The sequence below is a fragment of the Salinirussus salinus genome (assembly GCF_009831455.1).
Taxonomy (GTDB): domain Archaea; phylum Halobacteriota; class Halobacteria; order Halobacteriales; family Haloarculaceae; genus Salinirussus; species Salinirussus salinus.
In genome coordinates this window covers 697,344-714,986 of sequence record NZ_WOWO01000003.1, presented here as the reverse complement: position 1 = coordinate 714,986, position 17,643 = coordinate 697,344, and the positions used below count along the sequence as shown (strand labels likewise).

Here is a 17,643-nt window from a genome sequence, read left to right as displayed (position 1 = left end):
AGACGACACGTATTCTCTCTGTATTTCAGACCACGTCGCCGTCTTGGACTTTGCTGTATTCCCGGTAGCTGGCCGGTCTCTTCGTCAACTTAGTATTATCGCGCACCTCCTTGAAACACCGGGCAAGCAGTCTTTCGGCCTGATACACGCTACTAGCTACATACTGATCCAACCTGTGAGGGTAAACCCGACTGAGCCCCACTGTTAAATCACTCACATCCATACCCCCGACTATGGTTGAACCAGTCTCTATCGGAGCAAGTATCCTCGCTTCCTCCACGGCGAACTATGTCTACAGTAAAGGAAAACAGATGCACTTCCTGAACGAAGCGGTCGAGAACGCGGCATCTCAGGTAGCCGAGAACCACGAGGGACTGGACTCCGACGTTTTCATACATATTTTCCAGAAAGACGAGGTTATCGAGCTTGTAGAAGAGTTCGACGACGGAAACAATTTGATCACGCCTGAAGACATCGCCAGTTCATTCGAAGACGATCTGCTTGGTGAAGAAGTAGAAGCACCTCCAGAAGAACTAATTCTAGAGTTTCTGAATAAGTTGGAGATTGAAATTAGCCAGGATCAGGAGATAGGTAACAAGCTACGCACGATTTATTTACAGCGGATCCACCAGTACTCCGAGGATCTGGACGAAGGCCAGGAAGAGATCCTGCGTGGGATCCAAGAGATCGAGGCAAGGATTCCAACAGACAAAGGGTACGATATTTTTCAACCGATCCACCAGAGATTTGAGAAGGAACTCGATGGTGAGGACCCCGCCAACCGATATGATCTCCCCCTCTTCGGACGTGAAGAGGAACTGGACAAAGTCCGAGACTTTGCAGAAGCCGATGAAGACGTACTCATACTCGCTGGACGTGCTGGAATCGGGAAGACACGTCTCGCGGTCGAAGGTAGTCTACTTTTAGAAACTGAACACCCGAACTGGCAAGTTTACTGGACAGATATCGACGCCGGAAACATCGACGATGGTCTTGAAGACCTCGACCTGGAGGAACGAAATACAATTCTTTTCGTTGACGATGCGCGAAATACGGGTCAGATAAGGCGTTTATTCGACCTGGTGGATCAGCATCAGCCCCGACTCAAACTGATTTTCGCGGAGAGATCACACTTCACCTCTACATTACAAAGCCACGGAAACCGGCTAAGAGGTGTTGAAACAGACATAGTCGAGCTCCCTAGGCTAGATACTGACGACGTACATCAAGTCTTGCAGGAGTACTATGGAATCACTGATCCATCTACGCTTGAGCGGATTACAGCGATCAGTGAAGGCATCCCTCTCTACGCACATCTCCTCGCTGAACAACGCTCTAGAGGAGAACAAGCCGACTCTATGGCGCAGGATGAAGTGTTAGAGGAGGTATTCGAGGACGTCCTCAAAGATATCCAGCGACTGGATACCGTTGGAGACTCGCAAGACCTGGAAACCTACGTAAAATACCTTGCAGCAGTTGGAGAACTCGATACTAACAACGATGAGCAGATACAGCGATTCCGAGATGTACTAAACATCGACAGTACAACGGAGGAAAACCTTCGAGAAACGCTGACTGAGCACATCGGAATGGTTACCGAACGCGGTGGAACCCTTACCATCCAACCGGATGCGCTACAAGAATACATAGTCTATGACAGTTTCTTCTCGGATTCTCCACGAGACTATAAAGACAAAATCTACGAGAATTTCAGCGAGTTCACAGGGAAGAACCAGATCAACCAGTTAGCTGTAATCCATCGACGATACGACTGTAGGGACGCTCGGAGAACCATTCGAGAGGCCTTGGATTCAGAATTAGAGCAGCTAAGTGAATATGGCTTCGCAGAAAGGGTGAAACTCCTTCGCAGATTCAAGGTTCTGGGCTCAGTGTATCCACACCACGCTATCGAACTATTCAAAAAATCGTTCCGGGAAGAACTGCCGGAGGACCAGGAAGACGAACCGTTAATTAGGAGTTCGATGTACACGGCATCCCCAGCCGGAGACTTCATAATCGAATCTATCGACCTACTTTCCAACGCTCTACAGGGGGAACCGGAAGAGGCGGCAGTCTGGTTGCTCCGGATCGCAGTAGACTATCCATCACAGTCACAGCTTCGAACCGAAAGCGTAGAACAGAAGCTCAAGCAGGCGATGCGACCCGGTCTCCGTAGATCACCTGCCGCACAGCAAAAGATCTTGAAAGTGATCGGGGAAAACTTTCTCAACGAAGAAATCGAGAAAGAGCTCCGGCTTGACCTCCTTGACATCATAGGTGAAACCTCTAAGATAGAGATACACGACTTCTCCGTTGATCCGGTCGATCACTCCAAGATGCGGTCTTGGCAAGGAGACCTACGAATGACGGAACCACGGATTGAGCTACGGAAGCAAGCCGTCGAACATCTTATCGAGATTATCTGGGAAGACCCTCACCCCGAATTAAGGAGAAAGGCTGCGAAGAAACTGGTGAGCTTCGAGAACTCACAGGCCAGACACCACGGCAAACATCAAGAAGTTATCAGCAACGACGAACTAGTCCGGATTCTCGAATTCGCCTCAGAATACGTCTCACAGGACCAAGACTTGCAGTGTATCGATACCCTGAGCAAGTTAGCTGACCGCGAAAACGCAAAAGAACTCGGCATCGAATCCGAAGTCCAAGAACTCGAAGAGGCGTTAGCGGAGAACGAGAGATTCCGGCTACTCCAGAATATGAGGTACAACCCTCCTACGAAGATGGAAGAACGGGAAGCCGAGATCCGTAGTTTCGCGGAAGACCTGGACGAAGAAGAACTCGAACCATCCGACTTCTCAAATATCGTCTCAGAGCTCACGAACACATCCTTCCACCAGTTCTTCAGAGTCCTGGCAGACGAGCGACCTGAATATGGAGAAAAACTTCTCGAAGCCGATGCCCAAGGGCTCGATTCGTGTAAACCACAGATCCTCGTGGGGATCTGCTCCACTGACCCAGAGAAGGGAAAAGAACTTGTAGAACAGTACACCGAAGAAGAGAGGTTCAACCTGATATCCGCAGGACTCAGTGCCTTAGCCACCCAAGACCTGGACTTCGCCAAAGAAAACGTCAACGAACTACTGGAAGATAGATCCGAGATACCTCCAGAACTTGTGTCCGGCCTCAGTCAAGTAGTACACGGATACTGGGAAGACCACCAAGAATGGACAGAAAACGTCCTCCTCACCCTTCTGCAAGGCGCAGAATCACTTGAACCTCGGTCGATCAAAGCCGTACTCCAGCCCCTTCCATTACACAAAGACGATTCACAAGAAGTGGGCGAGGATATTCTAAAAGAGGTACTGGACTACGCAGAAGACAGAGAAAACTTTGCCAATGAACCTCACGGCCTTAAGCTCGCAATCGAAGAAGTCGCTGAACGAGACCCGGAACAGTTCGTCGACTTCTGCCTCCAGCGACTGGAAAACGGGCACACAGGAACCTCGATCCTTCCGGCTCACATAGATGTAGATACCGAAAGGATGACACAGGCCGAGGGGTACAGTAATGCCGTAGATGAAGTCGCCAGCCGTATCCTCGACGCCGACTACTACAACCCAATAGGATTCTCTGCCCTAACCCGTTGCTTCCCTACAGCAGACCTCGCAGAAAGACTCACACAAGAGATACCGGACTGTTCCGAGGACGAGCTGATGCATATCATCTGGTACGTTAGACAGTACCCAGTCACAGAAGACATCGAAGAGATCTACCTCATAATCATCACAGAAGGAGTTGACGACATCAACAGCTCTGAAACCGTCAAAAACGAGATCCTCACCGGGCTCTCCTCAGATCCTCTGACGACACCAAGTATGGGCGTGGATATGAAAGAAGACGAATTGGAGATGGTGAGAAACTGGCAACGAGACTCTTCACTCTCGTCTTCTATCCACAGGTTTGCGGAAGAAGCAGAAGACTACCTACTCAAAGACGTAGAACAACGCGAAAACCGGTTCAAAGACTTCTAGTATTCATTTACTCGAATCTAACCGAAGCTCTGACAATCCATCTTGATCCGCTTCCCGCCCACCCCTCAATAGTTTCTCCAGTGCTTCTCGACAGTCCCCGCTGTTCTCTGCCACCCGTTCCGCGATCTCTTCGAGGACGTCGTCGGGTACGGTTCCGGGCTTGAATGCTTGCTCTACCCGTTTCGACAGTATCTTTTCGAGCTGCGGTGCGTTGTAGGAGTTGAACTGGAGTGTCTGGCAGTTCAACCGTGATTGGCTCCGTGGATCCAGGTGGACCTTGGAGGGAGGCCGGTTGGAAACCATCACGAGGCCAAGCGAGTTCTCCGCTTCCTGATTCAGCATTTGCAGGTCGTAGATGATCTCCGTCTTCTCCTCTAGCTGGTCGAACTCGTCGATGGCTACAGCTACTCCACGGTTTTTGTCTAGCCATTCCCGAAGCTTGGAAAGTAGTTCATCTACGGGTTTGCCTTTCCGAGGCGCAGGATACCCGAGCTGGATCAGTAACTCGGTCAGAAGTGAGGAGCGGGAGTTGTACTGCCAGGCATTGATGTACACGGATTCTGCACCGGCCTCTGTCTCTAACCGGTCGAAAACGTGCTTCACACAGGTCGTCTTCCCGACTCCGGCCGGGCCGTACACCAACAGGTTCTCCGGAGTCTTTCTCCTCGTCAAAGGCCGGACAGCGTCAGCAATCCTGTTGATCTCGGTCTCTCGACCTACCGGTTCATCCGGTTCGTAGTTCGTTGTCAGGTATGTTTCCGAACGTAGAATCCCGCCGCTGCTCGTTGATTCTTGGAACACTGCTGGCTTCGCCTCGTATCATCTAACCTGTAACAGGTAGTTTCAAAAACCGGATCAGGGGAGGCGTTTCACTTGCTCGGATTACCAGGGTTCTTGAACCACTCCGGCAAACCGTCTCCACTAGGATAACGGTACCAACAGATGCTATTGCTACAATTCAGGCACTGGAAGGTCTGCCCGTTTATCCACTTGGAGAGACCAGTATCAGAGCACTCGTATCGGTCGTGTTGCCTATGCCAGTAGTTGGATCGTGTGTAGGGTTTAGCTGTCGTCCTGCCTTGCAGCGACTTGATATCTGTAGACGGATTGTTCTTCGTGAAATCCGTAGGATCGAACCGCCGGGACACCGAAGTCACAACCGTTCACCGCAGTAAATACACCTGCCCGCTTTCTGCTCCTCTTTCACAAGCTCGTGGCCATCGTCTCTCACGCAGTTCTTCATAACGGGTACGTGTTAGACCCCTCAGGTATTAAGAAAGAATCCGGATCATTCCGCGGAAACCTCCGGACCTGAATTAAAACTAGCAAGGCCGCAGTTCTCAACCAAGCGGCATCCGAACCTGGGTGCCAGTAAAACCGTGTAACCCCTTTCCTCGAAGAAAATCATCTATGCCAGAACCACTGAAAGACCCGACACCACTGCAACCAAACTACCTGCCTGAAACCCTATACAACCGACAGAAAGAGCAGAAACAGTTGAACACCTTGACCTCGGAGAACTCTGCCCCACAGAACCTCTTTCTCCACGGCCCCCGCGGCACAGGCAAAACCCACGTCACACACCTTGCACTCGAAGAAATCGACAGGAAATGCTACATTCCCTGCACCCAGCACGACACACAGTACAAGGCACTCAAACAGATCCTCAGAGGACTAAACGAAGAAGTCAACGACGGCCACCACACCTCCGACCTACAAAGAAAACTTGTCAAGAAAACCAAGGCCGTACACACCGTAATAATCCTCGACGACATCGACTTCCTGCTCCTGAACGACGGTGACGACCTCCTCTACTTCCTCACCAGGATGGAAACACGAAACAGCGTAGATCTAGTACTCATCTCCTCCAACCACACCGGACTCGAATCACAAATCGAGGAACGAACCTACAGCAGCCTCCAACCCAGAAGAATCAGCTTCGAACCCTACACCGCAGAAGAAGCATACCAGGTCCTCGTCGAAAGAGCTCAGAAAGCACTTGTCGACCAAAGCCTCCAGAAAGCCGCGTTAACCTACATCACCTCCACTACCCAGAACATATCTGTCGCACTACACTGGCTGAAACACGCAGCCGAAACCACGGAATCAGTCATCACAGAATCCCACGTCCAGCAAGTGCAGGAGAAAGCCTACGAGAAGTACGCCGCACACCTCCTCAACCAGTTCACAGAACACCACCGTCTGCTCTACCAGGCAGTACAGGAACTCGACGTCGAAGAAAACACGATACGAACCGGAGAAATCTACACACGATACGAAGAACTCTGTAAAACCTACAACGAGAACACATTGTCCAAACGCCGGCTCAGCGACTACCTCAAACAATTGGAACTACTCGACTTGATTGAAGCAGAATACCACTACGGCGGCAGCAACGGCAAAACACGAGACGTGAAACTCACCACGTTGTAATCTTATTCCAAAGCCGCGAGTTCCATTACTTCATTATCGCTCCTCGCGGACAAGGCCGAGATAGCATCCTCTTTCGAACTGAGATAGATTATCTGCCAACCTTGCTCGGCCAACTGCTCCACAACCTCTACTTGGGTTTCCAGCCGGGAGGAATCAGAGGTCAGGAAAGCATCGTCCATCACAAAGAATCCGGTATTCCCATCTAATATCTTCTCACCGAGCGCAACCCTGATAGACAGGTAAAGCTGGTCACGTGTACCATCACTCAGCTGTTCAGGTGTAAAGCTCTCACCAGTCGACTTCTCAACCTCAAGCTGATTCTGTTCGTTGTCGTAGGTGACCTTACTATACCGTTCTTCGGTGATCTGCTGGAAGATCTCAGTAGCCCTGCTCCCTTCCTCAAACAGCTCTGCCGTTTCCTCTTTCTCTTCCTCTTGAATCTCATCAAATATCTCAAGAGCTACTCTCGAAGCTTCTGCATCTTCATCGATAGCAGAGACAAACTCGTCTAACCGCTTAACCAGTGTCCGGAGAGAATCAAGATTCTGGATCTCCAGATCTAGACGTTCACCGACAAAGATACTGAAATCCAAGTCCTTCGCCCTATCACGGAAAGCTTGAAGCTCCTCTCTATGCTCTTCAAGCTCCTGCTCTAACTTTTCGCGCTTCTCCTTCGCGTCTTCGTAGCCTTCTTTCGCTTCCCCGTATTTTTGTTCGTCATAGTCGACATCAAGAGAATCATCAATATTGGATTCAAGACTCTCCAAGCTCTCTTCGGCCTTCGTCACGACCTCATTCATAGATTCTGCCTCAAAATTGAATTCTCGTTCTAACACCGCTTTCTTACCCTGATTCTTATCCTCCAGCTCATTTCTACGCTTCTCGATGCGGGATATTTCGCTCCTGACCTCATCGCGGCTATCAAATGAAAGTCCTGCTGCTCGGGCATCGGACAGGATATTCTTTTCTTTGACACTCAACTCGGCAATGTCGCTGCTAACCCCCTTGGCCTGCTTCCAAAAGTAGCCTGAACCGGCAACGAAGATGATAGGTGCCAGAATACCTATTGCCGGGAATCCGAAAGCTAGCAATGCCACAAAGGCACCTAAACCTGCCGCGAGAGACCACTTCGCCAGAGAAAGGTTACTTTCTTTCTGCTCTCTCAATTCGGACTGTTGTCCTTCTTCATTACTTAGCTCCTGAAGCCGATCATCGATATCTTCGAGATCAGAACTTGCAGGAAGACCTTCTAACTCATCTAGATTCTCTTCTATAGCATCCTTATCTTCGGATAGATTTTCGTGCCGTTGCTTCTTTTTTTGCTCAGTTTCAGCTTTCTCAAGCTTTTCAACCCTCTCCTCTAATTCATCCTCTTTCTGTCTTGCGGCGAATAGCTCACTCTCCGCCTGTTCTAATCCGTTTTCCTCTGCTTCTTCGATATATGCCTCAACGTCATCTTTGAGAGAGTTAGCATCATTCCTCTGATCTTTCGGCTTATGATTTCCTTGATCATTAGCCAGCTTGTGAGTAGTGGATGTAAGTCGACCCTCATCGATGAGAGCGTCTTTGACCTCGTCGATATCCTCCACTCTTCGACCGGTCAGTTTGTCCGTGATATGGGAGTAAAAATCGTCCCCATCATCAAACGTCAAGTCCCCTCTCTGGATAACAAATACGTTTCTCAGCTCCTCTGCACGAACCTCTTGGTTGTAGTTCTCTTCACAGAAACTGGTTAATGAGTCTCCATCTCGAAGAGTCTCTGTTTCAACCCCATCTGATATCTCCACGAACCCTTCCGGCACATCAGGGATCACAGGATTCGGAACTGACCCGTCTGCCAGTTGTTTTAGCAAGCCTTCCACGAGCAGGCTTTTACCGGACTCATTCGGTCCACGAATAACGTTGATCTGTCCATCCAGTTCAAGATCTTTCTGAACCGGGCCATACTGACGCACATAGACTTGATTCAATCTCATGATGCCTGCACCTTGTTTTGAGCTAGTAGCTGCGACAAGACCTGGATTACCCGATCTTTGACTACCTCATCTTCTTCCAAGTCTTCTTTTTCTTCCAGCTTCTCCATAAACCTCTGATACAGAGGATGATCTAGAACCGAACTCACTGATCTGAAACTGTCGCTTAGTTCTGCTGGTCCTGCTGCATTCTCTAATTCTTCGTAAAATTCGTTCTCATCACGGTCAACAAACCCGTCAACCGAGACTGTCAACTCGCAGTTATCCTCTTCTCGTCGATTCACCCAGTCTTCAATCTCGTTAACGACTTCATCTTCTTCTCCAGGTCTAACCATCTCCGAGAAAGAGTCGTAGTAAAAAGTCCTAAGAGGGACACTCGAAACGCTTTCCTCCTCAGTATCGATTAAAACTGTCTTGCGTTGGCCGGTCTCCTTTGTAGAGTGGGATACCGGGGAACCAGGGTAAATGAACGTACCTCCGTTATCAAGCGGTACTTCACGATCTGTCGAATGAATGTGACCGGCTAAGACGTAATCATAATCCAGTTCCGCTAGTGTTGCCTTAGTGATCGGGAAGTATTCTCCTTCCTCTTCACCGACCCCTCCCGACTTAAACCCGATATCTAAAGTACAGTGCAGCAACATCAACTGAGTCTGGTCACTGCTGTTCTCCTTCAAGGCTGAGAATAGTTCATCATCCATAGAAGACTGGAACGGTACCCCTATGATCTCTATGTCACCAAATTCTCGGATTTCGTACGGTGTATCAGTCAGAATATCCAGATCGTTGCCAAACCGCAAGTTCTCCCGATAAACATCTTCATCGTGATTACCAGGGATAGCCAGTATGTCGAATGAATTATTCTTCAATAATTCACGGAGCTCAGGACGCAGTGCTTCCGCATCTTCTGAAGAATCGAAGAGATCACCACCGATAGTAAGTAGGTCGACTTCCAGCTCTTCAGCCTTGGTCAATACTTGTTTCAAGGCTTCTACGGTCTCAGAGTCGTCTTGTTTTAGATGAACATCCGCAGTGTGTAGGATCTTCACGTATGATTGCCCCCCAGAATCAATATCCTTCTAAATGACCATTGTTCACACGACTCTTAAAATTTGGAGGGATAGCTTCTACCCTACAGCAATACACCTGACCTAAATAACCAGAAGACCCAATCTATTTGCTCAACTAAAGTAGCTAGTTTACTGCTCCAACTGCCGCACTTTTAAGCCAGCGACAGTGTATAGCTTCGAGTCAATGAGTGATTTGAGTAGCCAGGATATCGAAGATCTCGCGGATATCTACCAGGCCCTCGGGAATCAGACCCGTCTCGAAGTCCTCATACAACTCAGTAAGGACGAGCCAGTCTCCCATCTCACAGACAAACTCGGGATAACACGCTCCGGCCTACAGAAGAACATTGAACGCCTGATCTCATCAGAACTCGTCTACAGACCACAAGAAGAAGATTCAAAGACCTACGCCCTGACCCCCCTCGGATACCGCTACGTAGACCTCATACAGGACGATGCGGAAAAGTCACTAACTGTTCTGAAATCACTCCGGGAAGAACTCGAACAGTTAGAGGAAGACCAATCAGAAACCAGGAAAACCCTGGAGGAAGCCGGAGTCGACGTCACCGAGTTCGAACAGAAGCTGAAAGCAGAAGCCTGGCAAAACATCTGGGAGGACGCAGAGGACGAATTATGACTGATCCCGCCGAACTTGAAGATGAGATTCTGGATACGTTGACCGGTGACGAACCTGTCCGGACACCCGGCAGTATCGGATTAGAATTGAAGCGGAGAGGTGTGATTGAGGACTACGATGTCGGGGAGTTCCGTGAACACCTGGAGGATATGCGGGAGCGAGGGCTTGTAGAATTGAACAAGGGGAACTGGGGAGAGTACACGGTCTAAAATCTATACTCGGACGTAGTCGACATCGCAGCCGTAGAAACTGTAGCTGCCGTCCTCCTCTACTTCCATGTACGGCGTGTTCTGTAGCCCGGAGATAGCTCCGAGATACGTGCCGAGGAACGCATCGGCAAAGAACCAGAAGACATCGTCCCGCTCCTCGAAGACCACAGGAGCATCCGGTTCACCCAGATTCGAGTGGTAGAACTGTTTCAAAGCCCTTGTCACCTCTTCCGGCGACTTGTCCGGGAAAGATGCCTGGAGGAAGACGTAGTCCTCACCCGAGTTCTGGATCTCCACGAACCGGGGCTGTACGCCGGAGACGTGAGACAGTAAGGACGCAAGGAACACCGATTTCTCACGGCAGTCACCGCCGACGTGCAGAATCTCTTTGAAATCCTTGACCTCGCCGTCGAACTCCCTGTTTTCGACACTGTGCCTGACGTAGAAGTGGAGAGCGGCAGAGACACGGACACAGTCCCACCGACCAGCAGCATCGAACCTGGAGCAGATACCCTCGACGGAGCGATGCAAGCCCTCGTACCTGACGTAGTCTATCAGTTCCATCGTTTAGAGCCGGTATTTCTCCGGTGAGACCACGCTTCGGTCAGTCATCTCCACGCCGTACAGCAGGTGCTCGTTGTTGATCGGGTCACCCCGCTTCAACGCCTTCAATTTCGCCTCGTAAACCGCTCCCTGTAGGATGTCTCCGCAGGTGAAGCCCTCAGTCAACTCAGCTGCCCGGTCCACATCGATCTCACTCAGGTTCAAGACCTCTTCCTCCGCCTGACTCAGTCCCTGCTCAATCAGCTCGATTCGCATCTGTTCCGAGGGAAGCCCGACGTAGAACTGCTCCGAGAACCTGCCCGGCTGAAGAAACGCCTCGTCAATCCTGCCAGGATGGTTCGTGGTGCCGATGATGACCGCATCCTCTTCCTCCAGTTCCTCCATTTCGTTCAGGAACACGCCGACCAGGTCCTGCTTGTGGCTGTGGCTTTCACCTTCCCTGCTGCCGGACAAGCCCTCGATCTCATCCACCTGGACGATACACGGCTGGAACTTGACCGCCTGCTGAACCAGTGCCTTCACATTTTTCTCGGAGACACCGACACGCGGATCTTTGATATCCGAGGCGTTCACCTTGACATAGTTGTACCCGGCTTCACCTGCGAATCCCTCCGCCAAGAAACTCTTCCCGGTGCGTGGCGGGCCGTACAGCAACACACCATTGATACAACCTTGGATGCCGTACCGCTGGTACTCTTCCCTGTCTTCTATCGGGTTCTGAACCTTGTCCACGAGCATCCGCTTCAGGTGATCCATAGCGACGACGTCGGAGAAGTCGTGGCCTGGCTCCCGGAACTGGAACTCCGCGTCCTTATGCCTGTCTCTACCCTGTTCCTCTCGTGTTTCTTCTTCGCCGTCCTCGATTAACTCGGCCAGATCATCCCGCTCTTCCGCTGACAGTCCTGACTGCGACATCAAACACGTGTAGAGTAGATAGCGACGTTAACCTTTTGGTTAACAACACTGTTAGATACAGGTATGGTGCCAGAGTTTACCTGTCCGTGCTGCGGCAAGGAAATCACGCTCGACCACGAGATAACCCGGTTTCTCCGCTGGATGAAACGGGAGGACTACCTGCAAAACAACCACTACCTCCAGATCGTCAACGAGCTCGACCTCCCGGACCCAGAGAGAATGGAGCGGAAGAAACAGCAACAACTCCTGATGGAGCTCTTCAACATCAACGAAGCACTGAGCGAAACAGAAAACAAGGCCAGAGAGAAGGATCTGGAGATGAAGAAGGAGCAAATCCACAACCAGCTACGGAACAACTTCTGAAGTTATCTCCGTGCGTGCTTCCAGGTGTACGCACTGATGTCGACTTCTTCCGGGTCGAACTGGTGCTCCGGAGGCGCGTTCTCGTTGTGGAACTCGGCTTCGTACTGCTTCGGCGGGTTAAACGTCTGTCTCTGAGTCAATGAGTAGCCGCAGTCCGGGCAGTACTCCTCGATCATTCTCTGACCGACCCTGCCGTCAATCAACAAGTCGATCTTCGGTGTGACATCAACCTGGTACTCTTCGTTGCACTTGACACACTCCGTATCGAGGATAGCGAGTGCGTTCGGGTCTTCAACGAACTCGACACGGTCACTAACAGCTTCCTTTACGAAATCCGGTGGCTCAACGTACTTGTCGAAACCGAGGTGGCGGCGAATCCACTCCATCCGCCGGGCCTGGATATCAACGACCTTCCCGTCCTTGGTGTGGACTGAGAAGAAGAACCCGTAGTTCGCGTTATCCAGTGAATACACCCAGACCTCTTCCTCACGGCCTACAGTAGCTGGCAGGTGAGCCACAGTGTCCCTATCCGTCTTGCTGAGGAACTCACCCAGTCTTTTCAAGATCAACTGCGTCACCATACCCTAGTCAACTGTTTAGAGGACTTCACTCTTTGGTACACTTCTATTTGTATCATTGATTTTAGCGAGGACTTCTACTCCAGCAGTTTCCACAGATTGTCTTCATCTCTGACCTCCTCCAGTGCCTGTTCAACTTCTCGGACCTCCATCTCCAGTTCGATCCGGTCACGCCACTGCTGACGCTTCTCGCTCCGTATCTCCGAGTAAAACTCGTCAATCCTCGCCTTTAGACGTTCCTCCTCTTCTACGTCACCGGCACCAAATCCACGCGAGGCATCGCCCAACTTCTCCAAGTACCAGTCAATCTTCGACTCCAATTCCTCGACCGTCTCTGAATGAATTTCCCTACGCTCCTCCAACAGGGACTCAAGCCGCTTCAATTCCTGCTCCAACCTCTCTTCCTCACTCTGCTGTTCCTCCCTTAGAAACTCTTCAACACTGAATCCAGAGGATGATAGATCTAGGTCTTCCCAGTAGTTCCGGTACTCCATCACTCAGTAAAGATTGGATAACTGGAAAGGGTGTTATCCCTCTCCAGAGTTCGTTAGACCCCGATATTCTCTTGCCTTCTCCCTGTAGAACTTCGGCAACTCCTCGATCTCCTCTTCACTCCAGGAATCGACTTTCTCCAAGAGTTCCTCGGCCTCGAATACTTCACTTGCTGTGACTCGACTCATACCAAAATTAGAAGAGAGGGAAAGGATTGGAAAGTACAGGAACACCGGGTTTCCCAAGGTCTAGTCTTCAAGCTGTTCCAGCTTCTCCAATACACCCTTGTCTTCCAGTTCGGCTAATCGCTCCAGAACGTTTTGTTTCTCCTCTTTCGTAGACTCATCCTCAAGGCTGAGAGCTCTTCCGCAGTTACGGCATTCTGAGTAGACATCGCTGTTCTCCGCACCACAGAACGAACATTCAACGCTTCCGTCCTCGTCTTCACCACCGCTCAAACCGTATTCTTCTCGGATAGCTTCATTGACGTCGTCATTGTTCAAGTGGACGTACACCTTCGCCCTGTCCGATCCTGGCTTCCAACCTGCAAACTTGTTCAACTGCTCGTAGCCCATAAACGTCGCAACCTCAGTCAGTCGGGTGTGCCGCAGGTTGTATGGCCGACGCTTGTTCTCAGGGATACTTGCTCTTTCACAGGCATCTTGGAACCGGCGGAGAAAGCTATCGTACTTCCACCTGTCTCTCAAATCCGGTTCGTACATACAGTTAGTATCGCCGTGCTGTTGAGGTACATTACCGCACTTCTTACACTCCTGTTGCTGGGTTTTGACAAACAAGGGGACACTGGGATCATCAATATCTCCTACCTCACCGCCAAGAGGATGCTGAGCAATCCACTCACGTAGAGGACGCCCAGAACGAACCAGTTGATTGGTCCTATCAGGGGTTCCCTTGATCCCCTCCAAATAGATGAAGTCCCCCTTCTCATTCGAAGTAAAATCGCCCAGGTTACGAGATAAAAGCTCACCAGGACGTGCCGCAGACTCATATAAAACCATCGTGAATGCACGGTCACGAGTGCTGATGAAACTGCTGAACAACCGCTTCAACTCCTCTTCAGTGAAGATATCCTCTCGGCTTACAGTCGATTTCTGGCTTGAAGAAGCAGAGAAGAAATCGACTTTCTCAGGATGCTCACGTCCTCCGTTCTCCACCTTATAGAACTTCTTGGCAGCAGCTCTCATCGTATGCTGCGTAGAATCGGCATAATCACTCCTGTTCAAATTCGCGATCATCAGTTTCAGTTCCTCCTCAGAAGCTCCGCTCAACTCAAAATCATCCGGAGCGAAATTCAACACTAGAGACTTCAAAGCAGTAATCAAACGGCTTTGACGGACTTCACTAATCCCTTCAGCAGCACTGTGATCAATGAACTTCCGGATCGCCTCTACATTAGCCGATTCCAGTTCTGAGTCTTTCAGATTTTCAAGCTGTTTCTCAACGTTGATGTAGCGTTTAGTAGACATAAAGTGGTTCTGCACCTCAAAGAGAAGGAAAGGAGAGGACAAGCCACGGTTCAGATGGATCAACTGCTGGGAAAGGACATTGAACCCTCTGTCCAGACGCCCTTATCACAACGCTTCTCTTGGGGTTCAGACCCCTCATTACGGTTGAAGGACAGTGAACCCTTGATAGGGTGCCCGGACGGGGCTACCTACTTTCCGTTCACTGTTTCTCAAGTCCTCTCCTTCCTTCGTTTGGCTTTTCATCCGAAGATTGGTCTAGAATATTTAAATAATCTGTCCTGTTCACCATCGGAATTCAGGGTTATCAACGGATAGAACTTAAACAAATCCTGGCCATAGACCCTTCTCAACGAGATGTATCGGAATGGATGAGGTTGTTGATGGGATTTTCGTAGGTACCGAATCTGATGCCAGCGATGAGGCACTTCTACGGAAACACGGTGTCGACACCGTGGTCTCTCTAACTCACAGCAACCCGAAAACAGGAGACGTCACACGCGTTGATGTGCCGATGATAGATGGTCCTCAGAACAGCTACGACGCTTTCACTGAAGCTGTAAGCGAGGTTGTGGAGCAGCGGGAAAACGGTCAACGTGTCCTGGTTCATTGTTCGGCTGGTTCCTCCCGTAGTCCTTCCGTTGCCGCAGCCGCAATAACCCGACTCTCGGAAACAACCCTCAACGAAGCCTTCAACCAGATAATCGAACGGCGACCTGAAACTGATCCCCATGACGCATTGGTTCGTCAGGCTGCCAAGAGTACTGAACAGTACCGAGACTGATACAGAGGAGAAGAGGGGGTTAGACTGTGGGCAGGATTTTAACCAGTTTGTGTTAATGAGTACATTATGCCAGAGATTGGGAAGCTCGTTGACAAAGTTGAGTCAAACGAAATAGTTCTCCCTGAGTTCCAGCGGGAATACGTCTGGGGCAAGGACCAAGCGAAAGAACTGATGAAATCCTTGTACCGAGAATACCCCATAGGGAGTCTTCTAATCTGGGAAACAGAGAATCCTCCTGAGATTAAGAACGACGCAGTCGACCGAGAACAGTACGGACTGTTCAAGGTCCTCCTCGACGGCCAACAGCGTCTCACAGTACTGTACCTGATGATCAAGGACGACATACCACCATACTACACAGAAGACGATATCCAAACCGATCCAAGACATCTATACTTCAATCTGGATTCTGGCGAGTTCAAATACGAGAACAAGAGCACTCGGGACAATCCAGAGTGGGTGAAGGTCATTGACTGCTTCAAAGACGACGTTAGCATATTCCAGATCGCAAAAGAGACGACAGAGGAAGATGCCGAAGTCGGTGAGAAGGCAGAAGAGTACAACCGGGAGCTGAAGAAAATCAACAAGATCACCTCTCTTCAGATGCCGAAAGAAGAACTCGGCAAATCTGCTGACGTCCACCAGGCAATCAACCTCTTCGACAAGGTCAATTCACAGGGAACAGATCTAGGAGACGCTGAACTTGCTCTGGCGCATATGAGCGCCCAGTGGCCGTACATCCGCCGGGAGATGAAGAAGACCCAGACGATGATGGCGGAGAACGGCTACGACTTCAACCTCGACTTCTACGTCAAATGTATGATCGCCGCCGTCACCGACGGTATGACCTACGAACACGTCTACGATACGGAGAAAGACGTACTCAAACAGAACTGGGATCTTGTCAATAAAGTCCTTGACTTCCTAACTAGCTTCCTGGAAAACGAGGCCCTGATCCCCGACTCCAGCTACATCAACACCCGAGCAGTCCTCATTCCTCTGATCAAGTACCTCAGTGACAACGACGCGAGGATGACACGGGAGGAGAAGGACGCCTTCCTCAAATGGCTGTACTCCGCGATGATGTGGAGAAGATACAGCCGCTCCACCGACAGCACCCTTGACAAAGATCTCTCCCTGCTTGGTGGACCGAATCCGGTCGAAGACCTGATGGAAGAAATCAAAGACGACAGAGGACGCCTCGAAGTCCAACCCTCCGACCTGGAAGGCCGCGGCAAGTCCAGCAAGCACTTCTACAATATGGTACGGATCATCAGCAGGAACAACAACCCCAGCGACTGGAAAACCGGAGAACCACTACGTGGAAGCTACAAGCTGGAGTCACACCACATCTTCCCGAAATCACAGCTCTACGGCAACCTCTACGACTCCAACAACCACATGGGGCGCAAGAAGGTCAACGAGATAGCAAACCGGGCTTTCCTCACCTCCAGAGGCAACAAAGACATCTTCACCTCTCTACCGGAAGACTACCTCCCCGACGTGAAGGAGGATCACCCTGAGATCTTTGAGAAACAGTACATACCGGAGAACCCCGAGTTCTGGAAACTGGATAACTACGAACGGTTCCTTGCAGAACGCCGGGAAATGCTGGCAAACGCCATCAACGAATTCATCCAGTCCTTCGACACGCCAGAAGGCCCGGAAGAGACTTCGCTCGAATCACTGATCGAGAAAGGCGAAAACTACAGAATCGAATTCAAGGAAACACTTCTCTACGACGTCTACCAAAACCAGGCAAACAAGGAACTAAAGAAAGAAGCCGTGAAAGAGATCGCCTCATTCGCCAACGCGGAAGGGGGCACACTCATCATCGGGGTCGACGACGACAAAGAAATCAAAGGACTTGAACGCGACCTGAAGCTGATGGACGACCTCGACGACTTCGAGGTAACTCTGAGCCAGGAGATCTCCTCAAGACTCGGAGACGCAACAGCCTCGCTCTACACAGAAATCGACTTCAAAGAGATAGACGGTAAAACCGTCTGCACCGTTTCAGTTGAACCAAGCTCAGAACCAGTCTACTTCGAAGAAGACGACTTCATCGTCCGACAAGGAAGCTCAGCAAGACCACTCAGCATCCAAGACGCAAACCAGTACATCCAAGAAAACTGGGCCTGAAAGATCA

At 50.4% G+C, this 17,643-nt stretch carries 16 protein-coding genes; 7 read left to right on the top strand and 9 right to left on the bottom strand.

From position 1 onward, the window contains the following. The first annotated feature begins 233 nt into the window (after positions 1–233). Positions 234–3,992, top strand: coding sequence for an ATP-binding protein (locus GN153_RS13555; protein WP_201287901.1), 3,759 nt, complete (start codon positions 234–236; stop codon positions 3,990–3,992). Between the two features lie 3 nt (positions 3,993–3,995). On the opposite strand, the gene GN153_RS13550 is transcribed toward GN153_RS13555, so the two are convergent. Continuing rightward, positions 3,996–4,793, bottom strand: a complete 798-nt coding sequence (locus GN153_RS13550; protein WP_159903673.1) for a Cdc6/Cdc18 family protein — start codon at positions 4,791–4,793, stop codon at positions 3,996–3,998. Positions 4,794–5,402: 609 nt separating this feature from the next. On the opposite strand from GN153_RS13550, the gene GN153_RS13545 reads away from it, so the two are divergent. Further along, positions 5,403–6,425, top strand: coding sequence for a Cdc6/Cdc18 family protein (locus GN153_RS13545; protein ID WP_159903671.1), 1,023 nt, complete (start codon positions 5,403–5,405; stop codon positions 6,423–6,425). A gap of 2 nt (positions 6,426–6,427) precedes the next feature. Here GN153_RS13545 and GN153_RS13540 read toward each other — a convergent pair whose 3' ends face one another. Together GN153_RS13540 and GN153_RS13535 are read right to left on the bottom strand one after the other, a co-directional pair. Then, positions 6,428–8,401 carry an ATP-binding protein gene (locus GN153_RS13540; protein WP_159903669.1) on the bottom strand — a complete coding sequence of 658 codons (1,974 nt, stop codon included), beginning with the start codon at positions 8,399–8,401 and terminating at the stop codon, positions 6,428–6,430. Then, complete coding sequence (locus GN153_RS13535) at positions 8,398–9,447, bottom strand: metallophosphoesterase family protein (protein WP_159903667.1); 1,050 nt, start codon at positions 9,445–9,447, stop codon at positions 8,398–8,400. Before GN153_RS13535 ends, GN153_RS13540 begins: the two co-directional genes overlap by 4 nt. A 205-nt stretch (positions 9,448–9,652) precedes the next feature. Between GN153_RS13535 and GN153_RS13530 the strand changes: the two genes are divergently transcribed. Both GN153_RS13530 and GN153_RS13525 read left to right on the top strand, forming a co-directional pair. Further along, positions 9,653–10,105, top strand: a complete 453-nt coding sequence (locus tag GN153_RS13530) for an ArsR/SmtB family transcription factor (protein ID WP_159903665.1) — start codon at positions 9,653–9,655, stop codon at positions 10,103–10,105. Next, positions 10,102–10,314 carry a hypothetical protein gene (locus GN153_RS13525; RefSeq protein ID WP_159903663.1) on the top strand — a complete coding sequence of 71 codons (213 nt, stop codon included), beginning with the start codon at positions 10,102–10,104 and terminating at the stop codon, positions 10,312–10,314. The genes GN153_RS13530 and GN153_RS13525 overlap by 4 nt, the downstream gene beginning before the upstream one ends. Before the next feature lie 3 nt (positions 10,315–10,317). Here GN153_RS13525 and GN153_RS13520 read toward each other — a convergent pair whose 3' ends face one another. Both GN153_RS13520 and GN153_RS13515 read right to left on the bottom strand, forming a co-directional pair. Then, positions 10,318–10,878 carry a hypothetical protein gene (locus tag GN153_RS13520; RefSeq protein ID WP_159903660.1) on the bottom strand — a complete coding sequence of 187 codons (561 nt, stop codon included), beginning with the start codon at positions 10,876–10,878 and terminating at the stop codon, positions 10,318–10,320. Positions 10,879–10,881: 3 nt separating this feature from the next. Next, complete coding sequence (locus GN153_RS13515) at positions 10,882–11,793, bottom strand: AAA family ATPase (protein WP_159903658.1); 912 nt, start codon at positions 11,791–11,793, stop codon at positions 10,882–10,884. Between the two features lie 63 nt (positions 11,794–11,856). Between GN153_RS13515 and GN153_RS13510 the strand changes: the two genes are divergently transcribed. Beyond that, positions 11,857–12,156, top strand: coding sequence for a hypothetical protein (locus GN153_RS13510; protein WP_159903656.1), 300 nt, complete (start codon positions 11,857–11,859; stop codon positions 12,154–12,156). 2 nt (positions 12,157–12,158) lie between these two features. Here GN153_RS13510 and GN153_RS13505 read toward each other — a convergent pair whose 3' ends face one another. The 4 genes from GN153_RS13505 to GN153_RS13490 form a co-directional block, all read right to left on the bottom strand. Further along, positions 12,159–12,737, bottom strand: coding sequence for a hypothetical protein (locus tag GN153_RS13505; protein ID WP_159903654.1), 579 nt, complete (start codon positions 12,735–12,737; stop codon positions 12,159–12,161). A 74-nt stretch (positions 12,738–12,811) separates the two neighbouring features. After that, the gene (locus GN153_RS13500; RefSeq protein ID WP_159903652.1) at positions 12,812–13,228 is read right to left on the bottom strand and encodes a hypothetical protein; all 417 of its coding nucleotides are present in this window, start codon (positions 13,226–13,228) and stop codon (positions 12,812–12,814) included. Between the two features lie 33 nt (positions 13,229–13,261). Next, complete coding sequence (locus GN153_RS13495; protein ID WP_159903650.1) at positions 13,262–13,414, bottom strand: hypothetical protein; 153 nt, start codon at positions 13,412–13,414, stop codon at positions 13,262–13,264. A 60-nt stretch (positions 13,415–13,474) separates the two neighbouring features. Beyond that, positions 13,475–14,713 carry a tyrosine-type recombinase/integrase gene (locus GN153_RS13490; protein ID WP_159903648.1) on the bottom strand — a complete coding sequence of 413 codons (1,239 nt, stop codon included), beginning with the start codon at positions 14,711–14,713 and terminating at the stop codon, positions 13,475–13,477. 364 nt (positions 14,714–15,077) lie between these two features. On the opposite strand from GN153_RS13490, the gene GN153_RS13485 reads away from it, so the two are divergent. Then, positions 15,078–15,494, top strand: coding sequence for a dual specificity protein phosphatase family protein (locus GN153_RS13485; RefSeq protein WP_159903646.1), 417 nt, complete (start codon positions 15,078–15,080; stop codon positions 15,492–15,494). A gap of 66 nt (positions 15,495–15,560) precedes the next feature. Further along, positions 15,561–17,636, top strand: coding sequence for a GmrSD restriction endonuclease domain-containing protein (locus GN153_RS13480; RefSeq protein WP_159903644.1), 2,076 nt, complete (start codon positions 15,561–15,563; stop codon positions 17,634–17,636). The last annotated feature ends 7 nt before the right edge of the window (positions 17,637–17,643 follow it).